At 71.3% G+C, this 23217-nt stretch carries 19 protein-coding genes; 14 read left to right on the forward strand and 5 right to left on the reverse strand.

What is annotated here, in order from left to right:
• Positions 1-37: 37 nt before the first annotated feature.
• Positions 38-907 (reverse strand): helix-turn-helix domain-containing protein, encoded by an 870-nt coding sequence (locus tag AB0L59_RS19540; protein WP_365584993.1) that lies wholly within the window; start codon positions 905-907, stop codon positions 38-40.
• Positions 908-1275: 368 nt separating this feature from the next.
• Positions 1276-3660 (reverse strand): phosphoketolase family protein, encoded by a 2385-nt coding sequence (locus AB0L59_RS19545; protein ID WP_365584996.1) that lies wholly within the window; start codon positions 3658-3660, stop codon positions 1276-1278.
• 803 nt (positions 3661-4463) lie between these two features.
• Here AB0L59_RS19545 and AB0L59_RS19550 point away from each other — a divergent pair.
• From AB0L59_RS19550 to AB0L59_RS19610, 13 genes are all read left to right on the forward strand, one after another.
• On the forward strand, positions 4464-6002 hold the full coding sequence (locus tag AB0L59_RS19550; protein WP_365584998.1) for a hypothetical protein: 1539 nt from the start codon (positions 4464-4466) through the stop codon (positions 6000-6002).
• 135 nt (positions 6003-6137) lie between these two features.
• The gene (locus AB0L59_RS19555) at positions 6138-7205 is read left to right on the forward strand and encodes a glucose-1-phosphate thymidylyltransferase (RefSeq protein WP_365585000.1); all 1068 of its coding nucleotides are present in this window, start codon (positions 6138-6140) and stop codon (positions 7203-7205) included.
• Positions 7202-8191 carry a dTDP-glucose 4,6-dehydratase gene (gene rfbB / locus AB0L59_RS19560; protein WP_365585002.1) on the forward strand — a complete coding sequence of 330 codons (990 nt, stop codon included), beginning with the start codon at positions 7202-7204 and terminating at the stop codon, positions 8189-8191. Before AB0L59_RS19555 ends, rfbB begins: the two co-directional genes overlap by 4 nt.
• 32 nt (positions 8192-8223) lie before the next feature.
• A complete protein-coding gene (gene rfbD / locus AB0L59_RS19565; protein ID WP_365585085.1) occupies positions 8224-9081 on the forward strand; it encodes a dTDP-4-dehydrorhamnose reductase in 858 nt (285 codons plus the stop codon).
• Positions 9078-9677 (forward strand): acyltransferase, encoded by a 600-nt coding sequence (locus AB0L59_RS19570; RefSeq protein ID WP_365585005.1) that lies wholly within the window; start codon positions 9078-9080, stop codon positions 9675-9677. The genes rfbD and AB0L59_RS19570 overlap by 4 nt, the downstream gene beginning before the upstream one ends.
• A 262-nt stretch (positions 9678-9939) precedes the next feature.
• Complete coding sequence (locus AB0L59_RS19575) at positions 9940-11112, forward strand: hypothetical protein (protein ID WP_365585008.1); 1173 nt, start codon at positions 9940-9942, stop codon at positions 11110-11112.
• On the forward strand, positions 11109-11879 hold the full coding sequence (locus AB0L59_RS19580) for a WecB/TagA/CpsF family glycosyltransferase (protein WP_365585011.1): 771 nt from the start codon (positions 11109-11111) through the stop codon (positions 11877-11879). Before AB0L59_RS19575 ends, AB0L59_RS19580 begins: the two co-directional genes overlap by 4 nt.
• Complete coding sequence (locus AB0L59_RS19585) at positions 11879-13138, forward strand: nucleotide sugar dehydrogenase (RefSeq protein ID WP_365585014.1); 1260 nt, start codon at positions 11879-11881, stop codon at positions 13136-13138. Before AB0L59_RS19580 ends, AB0L59_RS19585 begins: the two co-directional genes overlap by 1 nt.
• 3 nt (positions 13139-13141) lie before the next feature.
• Positions 13142-14257, forward strand: coding sequence for a UDP-N-acetylglucosamine 2-epimerase (non-hydrolyzing) (gene wecB, locus AB0L59_RS19590; RefSeq protein ID WP_365585017.1), 1116 nt, complete (start codon positions 13142-13144; stop codon positions 14255-14257).
• 49 nt (positions 14258-14306) lie between these two features.
• Entirely contained in the window at positions 14307-15152 is an 846-nt protein-coding gene (locus AB0L59_RS19595; protein WP_365585020.1) for a Wzz/FepE/Etk N-terminal domain-containing protein, read from the forward strand.
• Entirely contained in the window at positions 15115-16602 is a 1488-nt protein-coding gene (locus AB0L59_RS19600; protein WP_365585023.1) for an oligosaccharide flippase family protein, read from the forward strand. Before AB0L59_RS19595 ends, AB0L59_RS19600 begins: the two co-directional genes overlap by 38 nt.
• Entirely contained in the window at positions 16599-17561 is a 963-nt protein-coding gene (locus AB0L59_RS19605; RefSeq protein WP_365585026.1) for a hypothetical protein, read from the forward strand. Before AB0L59_RS19600 ends, AB0L59_RS19605 begins: the two co-directional genes overlap by 4 nt.
• A gap of 11 nt (positions 17562-17572) precedes the next feature.
• The gene (locus AB0L59_RS19610; protein WP_365585029.1) at positions 17573-18364 is read left to right on the forward strand and encodes a glycosyltransferase family 2 protein; all 792 of its coding nucleotides are present in this window, start codon (positions 17573-17575) and stop codon (positions 18362-18364) included.
• An 18-nt stretch (positions 18365-18382) separates the two neighbouring features.
• On the opposite strand, the gene AB0L59_RS19615 is transcribed toward AB0L59_RS19610, so the two are convergent.
• Both AB0L59_RS19615 and AB0L59_RS19620 read right to left on the reverse strand, forming a co-directional pair.
• The gene (locus AB0L59_RS19615; RefSeq protein ID WP_365585031.1) at positions 18383-19294 is read right to left on the reverse strand and encodes a glycosyltransferase family 2 protein; all 912 of its coding nucleotides are present in this window, start codon (positions 19292-19294) and stop codon (positions 18383-18385) included.
• A complete protein-coding gene (locus AB0L59_RS19620; RefSeq protein ID WP_365585033.1) occupies positions 19291-21267 on the reverse strand; it encodes an O-antigen ligase family protein in 1977 nt (658 codons plus the stop codon). The genes AB0L59_RS19615 and AB0L59_RS19620 overlap by 4 nt, the downstream gene beginning before the upstream one ends.
• Positions 21268-21386: 119 nt before the next feature.
• Between AB0L59_RS19620 and AB0L59_RS19625 the strand changes: the two genes are divergently transcribed.
• A complete protein-coding gene (locus AB0L59_RS19625; RefSeq protein ID WP_365585036.1) occupies positions 21387-22049 on the forward strand; it encodes a hypothetical protein in 663 nt (220 codons plus the stop codon).
• Positions 22050-22066: 17 nt separating this feature from the next.
• On the opposite strand, the gene AB0L59_RS19630 is transcribed toward AB0L59_RS19625, so the two are convergent.
• A partial coding sequence (locus AB0L59_RS19630) for a glycosyltransferase (RefSeq protein ID WP_365585039.1) occupies positions 22067-23217 on the reverse strand: 1151 nt, incomplete at its 5' end.

Below are 23217 nucleotides of genomic sequence, written 5' to 3' on the forward strand. Positions count from 1 at the left end.
GGCGGCCGGACCGCGCGGGAGGCCGTGAAGGGTCTCTTCAGCCGGAGCGGCGCAGCGCGGCCGGGGTGGTGCCCAGCCGGGCACGCATCACCCGGGTGAGATGTTCCTGGTGGGAGAATCCGCAGGTGACGGCCACCTCGGCGATGGGGGCGGAGCCGGTGCGCAGCAGCCGGCACGCGGCGTCCAGTCGCAGCCTGAGCAGGAACTGGTGGGGCGACTGGCCGGTGCTGGCCCGGAACCTCCGCGTGAACTGGCTCGGGCTCAGCGAGGCCGAGGCGGCTAGGTCCGCGATCGGCAGCGGTTCGGCGAGGCGCTGGTCCATGAGGTCACGGACGGCGGCGAGCTGCCGGTCGGACAGCCCGGACCGGTCGGGCGCGGGTGCCGCGGCGTGGACCCCGTGGCGGCGTACGAGCTGCGCGGCGAGCATCCCGGTCAGCTGGTCGGAGTACGTGCGGGCCGACGGCTCCCAGGAGCGGACCGTGCTCTCCAGCGCGAGAACGAGCTGCTCGGCGAGGGGATCGCTGGCGCCGAGTTCCTCGGTCAGCTGGACGGGCCGGCCACCGTTCGCCTCGCGGAGGGCGTCGTCCGTGAGGTAGGTGTGGATCGTGTCCAGCCGGCCGCCCAGCTCGACCGCGAGACTCCGGTCGGCCGGCTGCAGGAAGAGCCCACCTGCCGGGACCGTCCGCGACCGCCGGTCCGCGCCCTGCCCCCGTCGTACCGTGACGGGGCCGCTGAGGTGCAGGATCAGCAGGTGGGTAGGGGCCGGATCGAACGCCGCGCGGTAGGGCTGCTCCACCTGTGCGGAGAGATACAGCCGGTCCCATCCGAGCCCTGAGCTGCTGTGTCGCGTCCGGACGCCGGGTTGCCGCAGGATACCGACCGTGTCGGCCAGGCCGAGTTCCGACATGTGCACCTCCTCACGGCGGCCATTTGATTGAATAGTAAAGTAGACCTCGGTCATCGAGAAGTGCCCGGATCACGCGGGTGAGACACAGCACCCATGTCGTGATGCGCCCCGTGCCCGCGCCCGTCGTCCGCGCCGTCCCGTGGATTCACCTCTCCGGCCGGCGAGCCCCCGGCCCGGGCTCGGTGACCGCCGCCGCGGCGGCGGCCGATGCACCGCCTCGGGAGGGCAGGGCGAGGCGGTCCGTGGACGGTCCTGCCCGCGACGGTCCAAGCGTCCGGGGAGACGATCACCAGCGGGACCGGCGTGCGGCCGGGCCCCCGGCTGCCCTGCCGGGCGTCGCCGGGCGGCCGGGACGGGATGCGGCCGACTCAGCCGTCCCACGTCCAGTCGGCGACCTCGGGCAGGTCCATGCCGTGCTCCCTGATCCACAAGTGGTGGCGCTGCCGGGCGTCCGCCATCTGCTGGCGTACGGCCGCCGCGCGGACCGCGAGACCCGGAACGCGGTCGACGACGTCGATCACGAGGCGGTAGCGGTCGAGGTCGTTGCGGACCACCATGTCGAAGGGCGTGGTCGTGGTGCCGATCTCCTTGTAGCCGCGCACGTGCAGGTTGCGGTGTCCGGTGCGGCGGTAGGCCAGGCGGTGGATCAGCCAAGGGTAGCCGTGGTAGGCGAAGATGACCGGCTTGTCGGCGGTGAAGAGGCCGTCGTACTCGAAGTCGCTCATCCCGTGCGGGTGTTCCTCGCCCGGCAGCAGCCGGGCGATGTCGACGACGTTGACCACGCGCACGGCCAGCTCGGGCAGGTGCCGGCGCAGCAGCTGGGCGGCGGCCAGCACCTCCTGGGTGGGTACGTCGCCGGCGCAGGCCAGCACCACGTCGGGTTCGCGCGTGCCGTCCTCGGTGCCGGCCCACTCCCAGATCCCCGCGCCTCGTGCGCAGTGCACCTTCGCCTCGTCCATCGACAGCCAGTCGAAGCAGGGTTGCTTGCCGGCCACGATCACGTTGACGTAGTCGCGGCTGCTCAGCGCGTGGTCGGCCACCGACAGCAGGGTGTTGGCGTCCGGCGGGAAGTAGACCCGTACCGCCTCGGGGCTCTTGTTGAGGATGTGGTCGACGAACCCGGGATCCTGGTGGGAGAAGCCGTTGTGGTCCTGCCGCCATACGTGCGAGGTGAGCAGGTAGTTGAAGGAGGCGATGGGGGCGCGCCAGGGCAGGCGGCGGGTGGTGCGCAGCCACTTGATGTGCTGGTTGACCATCGAGTCGACGATGTGCACGAACGCCTCGTAGCAGGAGAAGAGGCCGTGCCGTCCGGTGAGGAGGTAGCCCTCCAGCCAGCCCTGACAGGTGTGTTCGGAGAGGATCTCCATCACGCGGCCGTGCCGGTCGAGGTGTTCGTCCACGTCGAGCATGCCGGCCTGCCAGGCCTTGCCGCTGGCCGCGTAGACGGCCTGGAGCCGGTTGGAGGCGGTCTCGTCGGGGCCGACCAGGCGGAAGTCACGACGGTCGGCGGTGGCCGCCATGACGTCCTGGAGCATGTCGCCGAGGACGCGGGTCGGCTCGTGCAGGGTGGCGCCCGGCTTGTCCACCTCGACGGCGTAGCGTTCCAGTGGGGGCAGGGGCAGTTCGCGCAGCAGGAGCCCGCCGTTGGCGTGTGGATTCGCGCCCAGACGGCGGGTGCCGTCCGGAATGCAGGCCAGCACCTCGGCGCGCGGGACCCCGTGCTCGTCGAACAGTTCCTCCGGCCGGTACGAGCGCAGCCACTGCTCCAGCTGCCGCAAGTGCTCCGGGTTGTCCCGGACAGCGGCGAGCGGAACCTGGTGGGAGCGCCAAGTGCCCTCCACCGGCAGGCCGTCGACCTCCACCGGGCCCGTCCACCCCTTCGGAGTGCGCAGCACGAGGACCGGCCAGCGGGGCCGCTCGGCGCCCCCGTTCTCACGGGCGGTGCGCTGGATCGCGGCGATGCGGTCCAGCGCGGTGTCCAGGGCCTGCGCCATCGCCCGGTGCACGACCACCGGATCCTCGCCGGTGACATAGAGGGGGTCGTGCCCGTAGCCGCGCAGGAGCTCGTCGAGTTCCGTCTCGGGCATCCGGGCCAGCACCGTCGGATTGGCGATCTTGTAGCCGTTGAGGTGCAGGATCGGCAGCACAGCGCCGTCGTGGACCGGGTCGAGGAACTTGTTGGAGTGCCAGGAGGCGGCCAGCGGACCGGTCTCCGCCTCGCCGTCGCCGATCACACAGGCGACCAGCAGACCGGGGTTGTCCAGTGCCGCGCCGTAGGCGTGGGAGAGCGAGTAGCCGAGTTCGCCGCCCTCGTGGATCGAGCCCGGCGTCTCGGGCGCGACGTGGCTGGGTACGCCGCCGGGGAAGGAGAACTGCCTGAAGAGCCTCGCCATACCGGCCGCGTCGCGCGTGATGTCCGGGTAGGTCCGGGTGTACGAGCCCTCCAGCCAGGAGTTGGCGAGCACGGCGGGCCCGCCGTGGCCCGGGCCCCAGATGCACAGGGCGTCCAGGTCGCGGGCCTTGATGACGCGGTTGAGGTGGGTGTGCACCAGGTTCAGGCCGGGAGAGGTGCCCCAGTGGCCCAGGAGCCGGGGCTTCACGTGCTCGGGGCGGAGCGGTTCGGTCAGCAGGGGGTTGGCCATGAGGTAGATCTGGCCGACGGCGAGATAGTTCGCGGCGCGCCAGTGGGCATCCAGCGACCTCAGCTCGTCCTCCGCCGGCTGAGTGGGCGCCTGCTGCGTGTCGACGGACATCCGGGTTCCCTTCCGAGTCGGGGCAGCGGCCGGTACGTCGTACGCGCCGGTCTCTGTACGCCCCACCCTCCGCCGACCCGCCGGGTACCCGACAGGGCCGTTCGGGCCACACCCGCCGGGGGCCATCCGAACGGAGCAATGCACTGCCTCACCGGTTGAGGAGCGCCGGCCGGCGGCAACCGACACACCCGGGGGCCCGCCGAGCAGTCTCCCAGCGACGAACGGGGTACCGCGGCGCCCCCCGCCCCGCCGAACCCCGCGGGGCGGGCGGTCCTCCTCTGGTCCGCCCGGAAGATCCACGCACAACTGCCTGTGTGTGTTTCCGCGCGTCTGCGGAGAGGTCTCCTTCGCCGTCGTGCTCGGTGCGCTCGTCGTCGCCGTTCGGCGAAGGCGCCAACAGGCCGAGCAGGTACCGCAGTTCGGTCATCGGGCCGGGTGCGCGCCCAGGAGCGGGCCTCGCAGGCCGGCGCCGACCGGGTTCCGGAGACCACGGCCACCGGCTTCCGCCTGTCACGTCCGCCGGATCTCACGGTACTTCCCTCGCGCCCACCTCGTCCGCCCGTTCGCCGGGCGGAGGGGCCGTCCGGGTGAAAACCTCCGGCCGAGGTGAGCGGGCCGAAAGTGTCCGTTAGATTCCTTTATGCGTCGGCGACGACTCCTCCCCGGCGGCCCCTGCCGAGCGCAGTGACCAGCCCCTGCCGCACTCTCCCTCCCGCCACGGCGGCACGGTCCCCTCAGGCCCGAGCGCCGCCGGCACGTGAAACGCGGGGTCCTGCGCCGGCACATGACCACAAGGAGTGAACATGGGTATAAGACCCAGTCTGACCCCCGCGTTCGTGGCGGCGCTCGTGTGCGCGTCGATCGCCGCCTGCGTGACGCCCTGGACGCAGGAAGCCGCGGTCTCCGTGGGTGCCGTGCCGAGCTCCTCGGCGGCGTCGAGCGCCGGCCCCTCCGTGCCGGGAGCACCGGTCCAGCCTCCGGCGCTGCCCGGGGCGCAACGGATCTCGGGGAACGACCGGGTGTACACCGCCGACCAGGCCTCCAACACGATCAGTGTCATCAACCCGGCGACGAATTCGGTGCTGGGCACGATCGCCCTGGGCAAGCCGCGGTTGAGCCCCAGCGCGGACGTGCTGGGGGCCATGTACGACGGGCAGATCGACGTGCACGGCCTGGGCTTCTCCCGGGACGGGAAGTGGCTCGACGTGATCGACGTGACCACCAACGCCGTCCATGTCATTGACACCGCAACCAACAAAGTAGTGCGCACCATGTACGTCGGCCGGGCGCCGCACGAGGGATTCTTCTCGCCGGACGGCACGCGGCTGTGGGTGGCGGTGCGCGGCCAGGACTACATCTCGGTGCTCGACTGGCGGGCCGGCAGGGAGGTCGACCGGATCTACAGCGAAGACGGGCCGTCGAAGGTGGTCTTCAGCCCCGACGGCACACTCGCCTACGTCAACCACCTGCGCGCCTCGAGGCTGGACATGATCGATGTGGCCTCGCGCCGGATCATCAAGCGCCTGCCGGTCCCCGAACAGGCGGGTGGGTCCTCCGACGAGGCCATCTCACCCGACGGCCGGGACATCTGGCTGGGCATGCCCACCAACGGCCGGACCACCGCGGTGGTCAATGCCCGCACCTTGCGTGTGGAGGCGGTGCTGAACACGGGACCGCGCACCAACCACCCCAACTTCGTCACCGTCGGCGGCGTCGACTACGCCTACCAGACGGTGGGCGGACTGAACGAGACCCTGGTGTACCGCCGATCGAGAACCGGGGCGCCGCCCACGCTGGTGAAGACCATTCACAACAACGGTCACGGTTCCCACGGCATCTGGCCGAGCCCCGACAACACCAGGATCTACGTCGCCCTGCAGAACTCCGACGCGGTCGACGTCATCGACACACACACGATGTCGGTGATCAAAACTCTGCACGTCGGCCAGTCGCCCATGGCGCTCGTGTACGTGGCCCGCAGCACTCCGGCCACCACCACGAACAACCTGGGCCGGCAAGGTCTGGACATGCGCACGCAGAACCTCACCCTGCGCGTCCCTGCCGGCTCCGGCCGGGGCACGGCCCTGGTCCGGGCCCTCCCGGGCATCGACGAAGTCACCATAGGCGCCACCGGGTTGCCGCCGAACCACCGGTTCACCGCCTACGCCGGCAACGGCTCCCGCACGACGGCGCTGATGTCCATGATGAGCAACCAGCTCGGCAACATCGACGAAGCCCTGTCCTACTCGTACTTCTTCGCCAACCACTACACCTCCGTCACCCTCAAGCCGGGAACCCCGCCCGGCGAGCGGCAGCCGGAACCGGCGGCCTCCCAGCAATGACGGACCAAGGGGGCGAGGAGGCGGCCGCAGGACGGTTCCCCGCGTGACATCCGGTGGGCCCCGCCCGTTGCGGGCGGGCCCCCTGGTGTGCGGAATCCCCCCGTCAGCGAGTCCGGCGTGCGTAGGGTGACACGCATGAAGGCACTTTTGTTGTCCGGTGGCTCAGGTACCCGTTTGCGCCCCATCACGCATACGTCGGCGAAGCAACTCGTACCGGTCGCGAACAAACCGGTGCTGTTCTACGGTCTGGAGGCGATCGCCGAGGCGGGCATCACCGACGTCGGGATCGTCGTCGGGGACACCGCCGGGGAGATCCGCGAGGCGGTCGGTGACGGTTCCGCGTTCGGCGTCGAGGTCACCTACATCCCGCAGGCGGCGCCGCTGGGGCTCGCTCACGCGGTACTGATCGCCCGTGAGTTCCTCGGCGAGGACGACTTCGTGATGTACCTCGGCGACAACTTCGTCGTCGGCGGCATCACCGATCTCGTGGACGCCTTCCGCACCGAGCGGCCGGCGGCGCAGATCCTGTTGACGAAGGTGCCGAACCCGACCGCGTTCGGCGTGGCCGAACTGGACGCGGCGGGCCAGGTGATCGGCCTGGAGGAGAAGCCGAAGCAGCCCAAGAGCGAGCTGGCGCTGGTGGGCGTGTACATGTTCTCCCCGGCGATCCATGAGGCCGTACGCTCCATTCGGCCGTCCTGGCGTGGCGAGCTGGAGATCACGCACGCCATCCAGTGGCTGATCGACGCCGGATGCGACGTGCGCAGCACGACGATCTCCGGGTACTGGAAGGACACCGGGAACGTCACCGACATGCTCGAGGTCAACCGCTCGGTGCTGGAGACCCTGGAACACCGGATCGACGGGACGGTCGACGACGAGAGCGAGATCATCGGCCGGGTCCGGATCGAGGCCGGGGCGAAGGTGACCGGCAGCCGGATCGTGGGCCCGGTGGCCGTGGGCGCGAACACCGTGATCAGCGACTCCTACGTCGGCCCCTTCACCTCGATATCCGACGGCTGCCGGATCGAGGACAGCGAGATCGAGTACTCGATCGTGCTGCGTGACTCCTCGGTGAGCGGCGTCCGTCGGGTGGAGGCCTCGCTCATCGGCCGCAGCGTCGAGGTCACTCCCGCGGCCCGCAAGCCCGCCGCCCACCGTTTCGTCCTCGGCGACCACAGCAAGGTGCAGATCTCGTCATGACGACCAGAATCCTGGTGACCGGCGGTGCCGGTTTCATCGGCTCGCACTACGTCCGTACGCTGCTCGGTCCGGTCGGCCCGGGCGGTGTGGCGGTCACGGTGCTGGACAAGCTGACCTACGCGGCCAGCCCGGCCAATCTCGACGCGGTCCGCGATCACCCCGGATTCGCCTTCGTCAAGGGCGACATCTGCGACGCCGAGCTGGTCGACGAGCTCCTCGCCGAGCACGACGAGGTCGTCCATTTCGCCGCCGAGTCGCACGTGGACCGCTCCATCCGGGGCGCCGGCGAGTTCGTCCGGACCAACGTCCTGGGCACCCAGACCCTGCTGGACGCGGCGCTGCGCCACCGAAGACCGAGGACCTTCGTGCACATCTCCACGGACGAGGTGTACGGCTCCATCGACTCCGGTTCCTGGCCGGAGACGGACCCCCTGAGCCCCAACTCCCCCTACGCGGCCTCCAAGGCGTCCAGTGACCTGATCGCCCTCGCCCACCACCGCACCCACGGCCTCGACGTGCGCGTGACCCGCTGCTCCAACAACTACGGACACCACCAGTTCCCCGAGAAGGTCATCCCCCTTTTCATCACGAACCTGCTGGACGGCAAGAAGGTCCCGTTGTACGGCGACGGCGGAAACGTCCGGGACTGGCTCCACATCGACGACCACGTCCAGGCGATCGAGCTCGTACGTACCGGGGGGCGCCCCGGTGAGGTCTACAACATCGGCGGCGGCACCGAGCTGTCGAACAGGGAGCTGACCGCTCTGCTGCTGGACGCCTGCGGCGCCGACTGGGACGCCAGTGTCGAGTACGTCGCCGACCGCAAGGGCCACGACCGCCGCTACTCGGTGGATTGCGGCAAGTTGCGTACGGAGCTGGGCTACGAGCCCCGCAAGGACTTCGCCGTCGGCCTTGCGGAGACGGTCACCTGGTACCGCGAGAACCGCGCCTGGTGGGAGCCGCTCAAGGAGCGCGCGGCGCTGTGACCACCACGTGGCTGATCACCGGCGCGGCCGGAATGCTCGGGCAGGAACTTCTGGCGCGGCTTCACCGGGACGGCGAGGACGCCGTCGGCCTGGCCCGTGGCAGTCTCGACATCACGGACGCCGACACCGTGCACGGCGCGGTCGACGCACTCCGTCCCCGGATCGTGGTCAACTGCGCCGCCTGGACGGCCGTCGACGACGCTGAGGCACGCGAGGCGGACGCCCTGCGGGTCAACGGCGACGGGCCCCGGCACCTCGCCGAGGCGTGCGCGAAGACCGGTGCCCGGCTGGTCCAGATCTCGACGGACTACGTGTTCGCGGGCGACGGGACCAGCCCCTACGCCGAGGACGCCCCGACGGCACCGCGCAGCGCGTACGGCCGTACCAAACTGGTGGGGGAACGGGCCGTGCTGGACGCGCTCCCCGCCGCGGGGTACGTCGTGCGCACGGCCTGGCTGTACGGGGCGGGGGGCGGGAACTTCGTCGACACGATGATCGGGCTCGAGTCGGCCAGGGACACCGTCGACGTCGTCGACGACCAGCGCGGACAGCCCACCTGGACGGTGGACCTGGCGGACCGGCTGGTACGGCTCGGGCGGGCCGCCCTCGCCGGTGGCGCGCCCGCCGGGATCTACCACGGCACCAGCGGCGGGGACACGACCTGGTTCGGCCTCGCCCGGGAGGTCTTCCGGCTGCTCGGCGCGGACCCCGGACGCGTCCGGCCGACCACCAGCGCCTCCTTCGCCCGGCCCGCTCCCCGCCCCGCGTACGGCGTTCTGGGACACACCGGCTGGCGCCGGGCAGGGATCGAACCGATCCGTCCCTGGCGCGAGGCCCTGCACGAGGCGCTTCCGGCCCTGCTCGACGAGAAGAAAGGTTCAGCCAGGTGAGCTTCAGGATTCAGCCGACCGCCCAGGTCGACGAGACGGCCACGGTCGGCGACGGAACGACGGTCTGGGACCTGGCGCAGATACGGGAGGACGCCCGGCTGGGCCGCGGGTGCATCGTGGGCCGGGGAGCGTATGTCGGCCCGGGCGTGCGGATCGGCGACAACGTGAAGCTCCAGAATCACGCGCTGGTCTACGAACCCGCGGTGCTCGGTGACGGCGTGTTCGTCGGTCCGGCGGCGGTGCTCACCAACGACCACTCCCCGCGTTCGGTGGACCCGCGGGGCCGGCTCAAGCGCGGCGGAGACTGGGAGGCCGTGGCGGTGGTGGTGGCCGAGGGGGCCTCGCTGGGGGCCCGTTCGGTGTGCGTGGCACCGGTACGCATCGGCCGTTGGGCCCTGATCGCGGCGGGCGCCGTGGTGACCCGGGACGTGCCGGACTTCGCCCTCGTGGCGGGCGTTCCGGCGCGCCGGACCGGCTGGGTCGGCAGGGCCGGCGTTCGCCTGGTCGAACGGGAAGGCGAGCCGGGCGGATGGAAGTGCCCCGAGACAGGCGCGCTCTACGACGAGAAGGACGGCGGACTCGTCGAACGCGCGTGACTCCGGTTTCCCGCAAAACGCAAATGCTCGAACATCTACCGGCATAACATGTGTGCGAACTGTGCTGACCGAGCACAATGAGCACACGAACCAGTAGTGCCCAGGGGGGGTTACCGGTGGGGACAGCTGTGCCTGAAGCGAGGAGTGGCAGCCGCTCCGACGTCTGACGCCGGCCTCGCCTTTACGCCGCCCGGCCGTCCGGCCGCGGCGAACACAAGCCTGCGCACATGAGGACCCACAGGGGGGTCGGTGTGTCCGAACGATGACCAACACACGTCTGACGGCGCTCGGGCGTGTGGAGCCGCCGCTGCTCGCCCTCGCCCAACGACTGCTCGCTGTCGCCGAGTCGGGACTTCCGTCGATGCTGCTCCCCGGCGGTGAGGCCTTCGCCTTCACCATGGCGGGACGGCAGGCGCCCGATGGTTCCTGGGCCCTGGAGCGCCGCGGGACGAGCACCCGGTACGCGGCCATCACCGCGCTGGGGGTCCGTTTCCTGCCCGAGGAACGCCAGCGGGCGGTGCTCGGCGGGCGTACCGCCCAGGAGTTCACGGGCCTGCTGATCGAGTCGCTGCCCGCGGTGACGAACCTCGGTGACGCCGCGCTCATCGCCTGGGCCGCCGCCGAGACCGGGCACCCCAAACTGTCCGACGCCGTCGCGCGGGTGGACGCCCTGGACGAGGACGGCCGGCCGCAGTACACCGTCGAGGCGGCGTGGGTGCTGTCCGCTCTCGCGGCGGCGCGCGACACGATCGATGTGGAGAGACGTTTCACCGAAGCTCGCGACCGACTGCTGCGGGCCCGGATCGGGGCCAGCCCGCTGTTCCCGCACGCGACCGGGCCCGGCCTGCTGCCCTGGTACCGGGCGCACGTGAGCTGCTTCGCCGACCAGACGTACCCGCTCCAGGCGCTGGCGCGCGCCCACGCAAGCGGGGACGGGGACGGCGATCCCGAGGCGCTGGCCGCGGCCGAGGCGTGCGCGGCGCGCATCTGTGAGCTGCAGGGCGACGGCGGGCAGTGGTGGTGGCACTACGACGCCCGAACCGGCGGTGTCGTGGAGGGCTACCCGGTCTACAGCGTCCACCAGCACGCGATGGCACCGACCGCCCTGTTCGATCTCACCGACGCCGGGGGCACCGACTTCGGCGCGTCGATCCGCAAGGGTCTGCGCTGGATGACGGACGTGCCCGAGCTGGCCGAACGCCCCGAGACCCGGCAGCCGTTGATCCTCGACGAGCTCGGCGCCACCTGGCGCAAGGTCTACCGGGGCGATCCGAGGAAGGCCGTACGCGCCGCCCGGGGACTGGGCACCCGGGTCGCTCCGAACCTGCGGCTGAAGTCCCTGGACCGGGTGTACCGCCCGGTGTCCGTGGACCGCGAATGCCGGCCGTACGAATTCGGCTGGATGCTCTACGCCTGGCAGGGGGGCCGGATATGAGCGAGCGCCGGACCCTGTTCGGGGTCGAGCTGGACCCGCTGACCATGGACGAGACCGTGCAGCGCTGCCTGGACGCGGTGCGGGAGGGCAGACAGCTCGAGATCGGGGTGGTCAACGCCGCGAAGCTGGTGAACATGCGGCGGGACGAACGGCTCGCCCGGGCCGTGGCCGGCTGCGATCTGGTCCTCGCCGACGGACAGGCCGTCGTCTGGGCCGGCCGGGTGTTACGCGCGCCGCTGCCGGAGCGTGTGGCCGGTATCGACCTGTTCCTGCGGCTGCTGGCCGAGGCCGAATCGGCAGGCGTGCCGGTGTACTTCCTCGGCGCCCGGCAGGAGGTCCTGGAGCAGATGCTGTGCCGGGTGGCCGACCGCTTCCCCGGCCTGAAGGTGGCCGGCAGCCGCAACGGCTACTTCGACGACTTCCAGCAGGAGGCCGTCGCGGACGCGATCGCCCGCAGCGGCGCCCGGATGCTGTTCCTCGGCATGACCTCGCCGAAGAAGGAGATCTTCACCGCCGCCTACGGCGCGCGCACCGGCGCCCGCGTCGTGCACGGCGTCGGTGGCTCCTTCGACATCCTCGCCGGGGTCACCAAGCGGGCCCCTGGATCCTGGCAGCGGTGGGGACTCGAGTGGCTCTACCGCGCCCTGCAGGAGCCGCGCCGCCTCGGCAGGCGCTACCTCACCACCAATGTCGCATTCCTCCTCATGACGGCACGGGAGTTCATCCGGCTCACCCCGTCACCCGCTTCCGCGAACAGGAGTCACTGATGCGCGTCGTCGTGGTTGGACAGGGTTACGTCGGCCTGCCGCTGGCCATCCGGGCCGCCGAGGTCGGCCACGAGGTGATCGGCTACGACGTCGACTCCCGGCGGGTGAAGAGCCTCGCCTCCGGTGAGTCCTTCGTCGAGGACGTCTCCTCCGAGCGGATCCGCGCGGCCCTGGACGCCGGCACCTACCGCCCGAGCGAATCGGCGCGGGACTGCGGCGGTTTCGACGTCGCCGTCGTGACCGTCCCGACCCCGCTGCACGAGGGCACTCCCGACCTGCGCTACATCAAGGAATCGGCGGTCACCCTCGCCCGCTATCTGCGTCCCGGAGCCACGGTCGTCCTGGAGTCGACCACCTACCCCGGTACCACCCAGGAACTGTTCGCCCCGATCCTGGAGGACGGCTCGGGCCTGACCGCCGGCACCGACTTCCACCTCGGCTACAGTCCCGAGCGGATCGACCCGGGAAACACCGTGTGGGGCTTCAAGGAGACCCCCAAGGTCGTGTCCGGCGTCGACGCCGCGTCACTCAAGGCCGTTCAGGACTTCTACGGGCAACTCGTCGACACCACCGTGCCGGTGAGCTCGCCCAAGGAGGCCGAACTCGCCAAACTGCTGGAGAACACCTTCCGTCACGTGAACATCGCGCTGGTCAACGAGATCGCGATGTTCGCCCATCATCTGGACATCGACGTCTGGCAGGCCATCGACGCCGCCTCCAGCAAGCCGTTCGGCTTCATGAAGTTCACGCCCGGACCGGGCGTGGGCGGCCACTGCCTGCCGATCGACCCCTCGTACCTGTCCTGGCGGGTGCAGCGCGAACTCGGCCAGAGCTTCCGCTTCGTGGAACTGGCCAACGACATCAACAGCCACATGCCCGAGTACGTGGCACGCCGCATCAGCGACCTGTTCAACCGAAGACGCCGGTCCGTGAACGGCTCGCGCATCCTGCTGCTCGGCCTGGCGTACAAGAAGAACACCGGCGACGCACGCGAGTCGCCCGCCCTGCGCATCTCCCAACTCCTTCTCGACATGGGGGCCCACGTCAAGGCGGCGGACCCGCACGTCGTCGAGAGCCTTCCCGTGGACGCCCGGCTGGTGCGGGTCGAGCTGACGCCGAAAGAGCTGGCGGACGCCGATGTGGTGGTGCTGCTGACCGACCACGACGGCTTCGACTACGAACTCGTCGCCGAGCACGCCCCGTTCGTCCTCGACTGCCGTCGACGGCTGCCGTCCGGACCCACGATCGAGGTGCTCTGAGCCATGCCGCGCATCGTCTGCGTCGCCGGGGCGCGCCCCAACTACATGAAGATCAAACCGGTGATGGACGCCCTGGAACGCCGGGGCGCCGAAGTGGTCCTCGTGCACACCGGCCAGCACTACGACCCGGCCATGAACGACGTGTTCTTCGCCGACCTCGGCATCCGGCCGCCCGACCGCTTCCTCGGCGTCGGCTCCGGCAGCCACGCCGAGCAGACCGGACGCGTGATGACCGCGTTCGAACCGCTCCTCGACGAGGTCCGGCCGGACCTCGTCGTCGTGGTCGGCGACATCAACTCCACCCTGGCCTGCGCCCTGGTGACGGCCAAGGCCGGACCGTTGCTGGCCCATGTCGAGGCCGGCCTGCGCAGCCGCGACTGGAGCATGCCGGAGGAGGTCAACCGCGTCGTCACCGACCGCGTCAGCGACTACCTGCTGGCCCCCTCGCCCGACGCCGCCGAGAACCTGCGCTCGGAAGGGTACCGGGACGACCAGATCCACCTCGTCGGCAACGTCATGATCGACACACTGCTGGCCAACCTGGAACGGGCCAGGGCCTCGGACGTCCTCGCCCGACACGCCCTGGCCGGGGGCGAGTACGGGCTGGTCACCCTGCACCGGCCCGCCAACGTGGACGACCCGGAGGTCCTCGCCGGGCTCCTCAAGGCCCTGGGCGAGATCGCCGGCCGCTGCCCGCTCCTGCTGCCCGTGCACCCGCGGGCGGCCGAACGGCTGGCCGAGATCGGTGTCCCCGCGGGTATCCGGCTGGTGCCGCCCGCCGGATACCTGGACTTCATCGCCCTGCAGGACTCCGCCCGCCTCGTGCTGACCGATTCGGGCGGCATCCAGGAGGAGACCACCGCGCTGGGCGTCCCGTGCGTGACCCTGCGCGACAACACCGAGCGGCCCATCACCGTGGAGCAGGGCACCAATGTGCTGGCCGGCCGGGATCCGGCCCGGATCGTGTCCGTCGTGAACCGGGTGCTGGACGATCCGCCCGCACGGCGCCGGCCGGACCTGTGGGACGGCCGTGCGAGCGACCGCATCGCGGAGGTGCTGCTGCGGGGAGGCACCGCGCGCACCCGGCCGAGGCCCACCGACCGAACGTCCCCCATATGATCCGCTCGTCCTATGCTCGTCGAACGTCAGGTCGCTAGGGGGGACCACCATGGATCTCGCGGAGATCGTCCGGGTCATGCGCAGGCGCTGGTACGTGCTGCTGCCCGGACTACTGCTGACCGCCGCCGTGACGGCGGCCGTCGCCCTGGTGGTTCCGGTCACCTACCAGTCACAGAGCACGGTGGTCCTGCTGAACTCCCAGAAGGCCACCCTGGCCTACGACGGGAACCCCTTCCTCAGCACCCAGACCTCGCTCACCGGCATGGCCGACAGCCTGGCCCGCAACCTCAACTCCGACGCGTCCGTCCGTGAGTTGAAGTCGCGCGGCCTCACCGGCACCTTCGAGGCCAAACTCGCCGACAACGCCCAGGGCCCGCTCATGTGGCTGACGGTGACCGGCACCGACAAGGCCGCCGTGCTGGCCTCGGACCGCATCCTGACCGCTTACGCCCAGGAACGGCTCGACCAGTTCCAGCGACAGCAGTCGGTCGCCCCGAAGGCCATGATCCGCATGACGACCATCGTGCCTCCGCAGGACCCGGCGGCGCAGACCAAGACCCGGCTCGAGTACCTGGTCATGGCCGGGTGCCTGGGCCTGGTGCTGAGCCTGGTCGCCGTCTTCTACGCGGAGGCGCGCCGCAGGTCGCGCGCACCGGTGCGACCGGACGAGCCGACGCAGCCGGTCACCGCCCCCGAGCCGGGGGCCGGGGAACCGGTCGCGGAACAGACGATGGCCCTCCGGCCGCCGCCCGCCTGGTCGCGGTCCGCCGAGAGCGGGCCCGCCACGGAGCCGAGGGCCACACGGGCCGCCATGGCCGTGGCGCCCGCCGCCGAGCCGCTCGACGAGGAGTCGACTCATGGACAGCGTTCGCACACCGGACAGCGAGACCGCTGAACCGAGCGACACCCCCGCTCCCGCCTCTCTCGGCCGGAAGGTCCGCAACGCGGCCCGCTGGAGCCTGATCAACACCGTGGTCATGCGCCTCGGCAACTTCGCCACCGGCATCCTGCTGGCGCGCTTCGCCCTCGGACCGGCTCAGTGGGGCGTCTACGGCATCGCCCAGACCGTGCTCCTGGTCCTGCTCTCCGCCAACGAACTCGGTGTCGGCCTGGCCGTCATCCGCTGGGACGGCGACCCCCGCCGCTTCGCACCGACCGTGCTCACCCTGAGCGCGGCGTCCAGCGGGCTGCTGTACGCCGCCCTGTTCGTCTCGGCACCGGCCGTCGCCGGGCTGCTCGGCTCGCCCGAGGCCTCGGGCGTGCTGCGGGTGATGTGCCTGTGCGTGGTGACGGACGGGGTGGCCCAGGTGCCCGCCGGCTTCCTGACCCGGGAGTTCGCCCAGGGCAGGCGCATGCTCATCGACGCGGCCAACTTCGTCCTCAGCACCGCTGTGACCCTGGTGCTGGCCTTCGCCGGCTGGGGCGCGATGAGCTTCGCCTGGGGCGCGGTCGCCGGCAACGTCGCCGCCCTCGTCGGCTGCGCCCTGGCCGCCCCCGGCACCCTGCGGTTCGGCTGGGATCCCGAACAGGCCCGCGCGCTACTGAAGTTCGGGCTACCCCTGGCCGGCGCGAGCCTGCTCGCCCTCGCCGTCGTCAACGTGGACACCATGGTCGTCGGCTCCTCGCTGGGCCAGGTCTCGCTCGGCTTCTACGTCCTGGCGTTCAACATGTCCGGCTGGCCGGTCCGCATCATCTCCGAGGCGGCCCGACGCGTCTCGTTCGCCGGCTTCTCCCGGCTCGCCGACTCCCCGCAGGCGCTGGCCCAGGGCTTCAGCCGCGCCCTGGGAGTACTGGTCGCCGGCACCGTCCCGCTGTGCGTGCTGCTCGGCGGACTCGCCGCCCCGGTGGTGCACCTCGTGTACGGCAGCCGGTGGCTGCCCGCCGCCACCGCGCTGCCCTGGCTGATGGCCCTCGGCCTGGTCCGCATCGGCTGTGAACTCGCCTACGACTGCCTCGTCGCCACCGAGCAGCGCCGTGCCCTCCTGCTCGTCCAGGGCCTCTGGGTCGTGGCCCTCGTCCCCGTGCTCCTCGTCGGCGCACGCCTGGGAGGCATCGTCGGCGTCTCCCAGGGCCATGTCCTGGTCGCCGCCGGTCTCGTCGTACCCGCCTTCCTCCACGCTCTCAACCGGGCCGGGATCGGTCTCGTCCCCATCGCCCGTGCCTGCGCCTGGCCCCTGCTCGGGGGAGTCGCGATGGCCCTGGTGCTTCTTGCCGCGAAGCGGCTCCTCGGCGAGAGCACCCCCGCGCTCTGCGCCGTCGCCGTCGCCGCCCTGGTCTGCTACGCGGTATGTGTCCTGCCCGGCCGCCGCATCCTGCTCGGCTCCCGCACCGTGGAGACCGCGTGACCGGGCTCCGCCGCCTGCTCGCCGTCCTGACGCTCGCGCTGGCCACCGCCTGCGCCGGCGGTACTCCCCCCTCCCCCGGTGCCGACGGCAAGGACACGGCCCGCCCCGGTGCCGGGGGCGAGGCCACGCCCCCCACCGGCCGCGCGGCACCCGGGGAAGCAGGTTTCCCCGACGCCCGCAGCACCGGCCCCCGTGTCCCCCTCACGCCGCACTCCACCGGCAACATGACCGTCAGGACCGACGGGACCGTCATCAAAGGGTGGGACATCACCGGCTCCCTCGACATCTACGCGAACCACGTGACCGTCGTCGACACCAGGATCACCTCCGCCAACTGGTGGGGCGTCAACCTGCGCCCCGGCTACAGCGGCCTGCGGATCCTCCACACCACCATCACCGCCGTCCCCGGCAAGGGCCCCGACAACGGCGGCGTGGACTACGCCGTCTCCAACATGGGCACCAGCTCCGTCGAGGTCGGCTGGTGCGACGTCTCCGTCTTCGGCAACGCCCTGTCGATGGGGCAGGGGCACATCCACGACAACTACGTCCACGACCTGGTCCCCTTCCGCAACGCCGGCGGCGAGTGGCAGCACACCGACGCGGTGATCAGCGGCGGCGGCGGCAAGGGCAAGTTGATCATCCGGCACAACAGCCTGCTCAACCCCGTCGCCGTCGACCGGGGGGCGTCCGCGAGCATCGGCCTGTTCGCCGACACCGGCCACGTCTCCGACACGGTCGTCGACGGCAACCTGCTGGCCGGTGGGGCGTACGCCCTGTACGGCGGTGGCGCCGGCGCCACCGGGATCACGGTGACGAACAACGTCTTCTCCACCCGGTACCACCGCAACGCCGGCGTCTACGGCGCCGTCACCGCCTGGAACCCCGGCGGCTCCGGCAACGTCTGGCGCGGCAACCGGTTCTCCGACGGCACCCCTGTCCGTCCCGAGCCGGCCGACTGAGGAAGAGGATCATGCGACGCGTCGTCCGCGCCCCCTGGGAACTGCTCAAACGCACCTTCGGCTGGCTCGTCCTCTTCGAGCTCCGCAACAAGGTCCTCCTCGCGCCCTCCGCGCTGCGGCTGCGCCGCTTCGAAGCCACGGAGGCCCGCCGCCTCGCGGCCGCGGCCGCCCCCCTTCCCGCCGCCCTCTTCGCCACGGTCATCGCCACCCACCGCCGCCCCCACGAACTGCGGGCGGCCGTCCGCTCGGCCCTGGCCCAGACCGTTCGGGACCAGATCGTGATCGTGGTCGACGACGGCGCCGGCCTGCCCGAACTCCCCGACGATCCGCGGCTGTTCGCCGTCTCGCTGGCACGCAACACGGGTGTGGCGGGCGTGGTGCGCAACGTCGGCATCCGCCTCACCCGCTCGCGGTATGTGGCGTTCCTGGACGACGACAACCTGTGGGAACCCGACCATCTGGAACGCGCGTTGGCGGTACTGCAGTCTCCCGGCGGGCCCGACGGCGTCTACACCGCGCTGCGCCGCGTCCTGCCGGACGGGACCGAGCGGGACATCCTGTCCGTGCCGTTCGACCGGCGCCGGGCCGCGCGGGAGTCCTTCCTGGACACCAACGCCTTCGTCGCCCGGCGCGACAGGTCGTTGCACTTCAGCCGGGTCAGGCGTACGCCGGAGGTGCTTCCGCGTGAGGACTGGGAGCTCGTCTACCGGTACGGCCGCAGCCACAGCGTGCGGCACCTGCCGTTCCCCACCGTGCGGTACCTGGTGAATCCCGGGAGTTTCTATACGACGTGGTCCGGCTGAGCCTGCTCGGCCCGGCCGTCACGGTCCCGGCGTGGCCCGAAGCGCGCCCGGCCTGAGCAGCGCGCCGGCCGCGGCACGGCTGGCCCTGCGGCCGAGGAGCGCCCGCGAGGCTTCGCGCAGGAACACGGCACCGCGGAAGCAGGCCGTGGCGGCGGCCCCGTGGCGTCGCCCGTACAGGCGTACGCGGTTGAGCGTGAGCAGGGTCCACAGCCGGGACGAGACCTGGGACTCGCCCCCCAGGTGGACGGCCTCGGCCGTCGGCTCCAGTCGCGTGGCGTGTCCCAGGTCCCGCGCCCGCAGGCAGTACTCGGTCTCCTCCGAGTAGAGGAAGAAGGACTCGTCCCACGATCCGCAGTCGGCCAGGCAACCCGCCGAGACGGCCATGAGCGCGCCGGTCGCCCAGTCCGCGCGCGTGGGCCGCCGGTACGCGGCGGGATCGGTGACGATTTCACTCAGGTGGGGGAAGCGCCCGGCCCTGCGGTTGCCGATGAGGGCCTCACCGAGCGCCCGGGACACGCTCGACTCGCGGCGCAGCGAGTAGTGGGGGGTGTCCCGGCCCTCTTCGTACAGGAGGGGGACGGTGATCCCCACTCCGTCGGCGAGCCCGTTGACGAGACGCCTGGCGCAGCCCTGGCGCATACGGGTGTCGGCATTGCAGATCAGCACGGCCTCGTATCCGCCGTCCCACGCGTCGGCGGCGCCCAGCGCCGCGTTGACGCCGGCGGCATACCCGGCGTTGCGGCCGGTCTGGACGAGCGTGGCCTCGGGGGCCAGCGCACGCAGCAGCTCGACGGTGTCGTCGGCGGAGTCGTTGTCGGCGACGAAGAGCCGCCAGTCGAGGCCGGCCATGCCGTGCGGAAGCGCGGCGAGGAACCCCGGGAGCACCGAAGCGCTGTTCCAGGTGACGACGATGACGGCGACGCGGCTCAACGGGTCTCCAGGAGTTCGGGAAGCCGGGCTTCGGAGGTGTTTCGGGCGGCGGGCACGGCGGCGGCCGCCTCGCGCCGGGCGAAGCCCAGGTAGCTGCTCCCCGCGCCCAGTATCAGGAAGAACATGCCGGCGAACATCGGGAAGCTCAGGGAGTCGAAGGTGGCGCTGATGACCAGGGCGACCGCCGACGAGGCGAAGAAGGCCTGCCCCAGTTCGCGGTCGGACTCGGTGCGGGCCAGCCGCCGTACTGCACCGCCGTGGTGGATGCCGGTGACGAACAGCACGAGCAGGGCGACGAACCCGAGCACGCCCATCTCGGCGAGGGTCAGCATGTACTGGTTGTCCGTGAAGAAGTACAGGTCGGGTGTGAACGTCCCGAAGCCCCGCCCGAACAGCGGATGCTCCTTCAGATAGGGCACGATCGCGCTGTACTTGACCGTGCGGGCCTGTGTGCTGCTGTCGGAGTTGGACAGAAACGAGGCGAACAGGCCGGTGATCGTGCCGATCAGCCCCGGAATGAGCACCTTGAAGACGGCCACGGAGGCCGTCATCACGCCGATCGCGGTCCAGCGCCGGGCCGGCTTCCAGCGCGGCACCATCACCAGGGCGACCAGCAGCAGGCCGATGATCGAGGTGCGTGACACCGTCAGGGGCAGCGCGCCGGCCATGAGCGCCACCGGTCCCCAGCGGCGCGGCACCGGCAGGTGACGCCGTACGGGATCCAGGGCCTGCTGGACGGCGAAGGGCAGCAGGATCGCCAGCATGCCGGCGAACTCCAGCGGCTGGGCCGTGGTGGCCCGGGGCCGGGTGAAGGCGCCGCGGTCCATGACGCTCACCTGGGCCACACTGGTCTGCAGGCCCGGGATGTGGAGGGAGTCGGCGATGTTGGTGGCCGCGAAGAAGTCGTAGAAGCCGATCGCGGCGACCACGGACCCCAGCACCACCACCCGGCGCATCAGGACGTCCAGCCGGCCGCGGTCCTGTACTCCCGCCGAGGTCAGGACGACCAGCGACACCCACACCAGGAAGCCGATCAGCCCGCGGTCGGCCCCGAGGACCTCCTCGTGCGAGCTGTCGCGCAACGCGTCCGCGACGTACGCCGCCAGGACGGCCAGGCCGAGCACGCACATCGCGATCCGCACGGGCCTGGTCCCCGGCGCCGGAAGGATGCGGCCGCCGAGCCAGGTCGCGAGGTACCACAACAGTCCGAGCAGGGCGAAGACGTTGGCGGGGGTGCCGACGCCGCCGAGCGCCGGCAGGGCCAGGTTCGACGGGATGAAGAAGGCCAGCACCAGGTAGACGGTGAGGATCGCGGTGGCGTCGACCCGGCGGTTCGGCCAGGCCACTCGTGTGCGGTGGGGGGCGGGGTCCTGCCCGGGTCGCGGGGCGGCGCTCCTGGCGGCGTGCCGCCGGCGGCGCACCACCGCGACGCCCTCCATCAGGATGGACAGCAGGAACGCGCTGACGACGCCCAGGATGACAACGGCCGCGATGTCCTGGTAGCGGCTCTTCGACTTCGCCACCGGGGTCTGCGGCAGGACGACGCTCGCCGTCTGCACCGTGTAGGCCGGAGGGACCTTGGAGGCAGCCTGCAGGACGTTCAGTTGCTCGCCCGCGAAGGCGGTCAGGGTGTCGGTCTCCTTCAGCACCTTCGCGCGGTCGGTGCCGGTGACGCTGAGCAGGAGCAACGGGCTGTCGCTGTCCGGCGCGAATCCGGCGGTGTAGGGGTCCGTGACCCCCCGGCTGTGCAACTCCCTGGCGGCGTCGTCCGATTCCAGCGCCCTGATCAGCACGTCGGCCGTGACGATGAGCGAACCGCCCGCGTTGGACAGGGGGTTGCCGAAGGTGGGGGCCAGCCGAGCGACGGCCGAGGAGTCCAGCAGCGCGACCGAGCTCTGCGACTGGTAGGAGACGGGGACGGTCGCGTAGAGGTACGCGCCACCGAGCAGGCTGAGCAGGGTGAAGGGCACCATGAAATACCAACGTCTGCGGAGAATGGCCCATATCTCACCAAGGCTCATGAACCATCCCTCCATTCGGTGGCATCCCGCCGCGCGTCCTGCCAGTATCGGGGGCGACGGAAGGATCTCGTATGTCGCCCGGGAACGTCGCCGACGCACTGCTCCGCCGCTGGTACGTCCTGGTGGCCGCGCTGCTGCTGACGGCCGTCGGGGCGTACCACGTGGTGCGCCCCGCTCCCCAGTACGTCGGCTCCACGGTCGTCGTCCTCAAGCCGCCCGTGACGCAGAACCAGCCCAACCAGCTCACCAATCTGCAGCCACCGCTCGCCGTGGTCTCCTACGCGGTCGTCCAGCAGCTGCGATCCCCTTCCGGTGCGAGGGAGCTGAGTGCGGCGGGTGTCCACGGCACCTACCGCCTCGTCCCCCGCAACAGCGGCACCAGCGCGACACCGCGCTATCTGATCCCGTCGCTGCAGGTGCAGTCGCAGGCGTCCGACCCCGGCACCGCCGTGGCGACGGTGCGCCGCATCGTCGACGTCTACATCAGGCATGTCGACGCGCTGCAGACGGCCCAGGGGGTGCCGGCGGGGTCGCGGATCACCGCCTCCGCCCTGACCTCCCCGAGCGCCGCCCAGGTGCTGGGCGACAAGAGCAGGGGCCTGGCGGGTACGGCGCTGCTGGGCGTGGCCGGCGGTGTTCTCGGCGCGTTGTGGCTGGACCGGTACGCCATGGGCCGCCGGAAGCTGCTCCCGGGCCACCGCCGGAGCCCCGGCGCGGTCCCCGTGACGGGCTGACGTCATCTGTCGGACCATCAGATGCCGCGGCGCTTCCACGACTCCCACCACAGCCACTCCCGCCCCCGCTCGGCCACGGCCGACCACACCAGCGGCTGCAGATACGGCATCGCCGCCGGACCGATCCGCCGCCGCAGCCGCAGCGCCCGGTACTCGGGCAGCGCCGCGTATCCCGGCAGGCACTCCTCGGCGAACGCCACGCAGGCGTCGACCGGAACGACCCCGGTGCGCCCCCGGTCAAAGGCCCGGTACGCCCGGCGCAGCGCGAAGCGGGCCAGCCGGGTGTGGACCTCCTCGGCCAGTCGCTCGGCGTGGGGCAGCCGGTCGGCGCACTTGGCGAGCACCGAGTCGAATGCCACGAGACGCTGACGCAGGTCGTCCAGCTGGCCGCCGAAGTCGGTGGTGGACATGTTCTTGCCGTGGACGCGGTAGAAGGCCTGGTCGGCGCCGCGTACGTAGCCGACGTCGGCGTGTGCGGCGAGCCGCATCCACATCTCGATGTCGCCGGCGTGGGGAAGGGCCGGATCGTAGCCGCCGACCGTGCGCTGGAGGCTGGTGCGGACGACGACCTCCGGCGAGGTGATGCAGCCCGTGCCCTCGCGGAACCGCCGTTCCAGCCACCACTGGCCGGGGTAGACGATCGACCCGGTGCTCTGGGTGCGGGCCCTGGGCAGCGGGCCGCCGTGCTGGAAGCGCAGGGGGCGCCCGTAGGCGAACCCGACCTCGGGATGGGCGTCCAGCAGCGCGGCGGCCCGCGCCAGCGCGCCCGGGACCAGCCTGTCGTCGGCGGAGAGGAGGGCGACGTAGTCGCCGTCGGCCCAGTCCAGGAGGCCCTCGTTGTAGGTGGCGATGTGGCCCTTGTTGGTCTCGTGGACGCGGACTTCGATCCGCGGATCGGCGGCGGCGAGCTTGTGGGCGATCTCCGCCGAGTCATCGGGTGAGGCGTCGTCGATGACGAGGACCCGGACGTCGACGCCGTCCTGCTCGTCCAGGACGCTGCTCACGCAGTCGGCGAGGAAATGGCCGTACTTGTAGCAGGGGATCACAACGCTGACGGTGCTCATCGATGCGGGAAGCCAATCCCCGGTGGTGGTCTCGCGCCGGGTTCGGCAGCGGTCAAGAACTTCGTCGAGCTCGCCCAGGGTGAGCGCGAGTGGACGCACCCCGG

Source organism: Streptomyces sp. NPDC052109 (assembly GCF_040680195.1).
Lineage (GTDB): Bacteria > Actinomycetota > Actinomycetes > Streptomycetales > Streptomycetaceae > Streptomyces.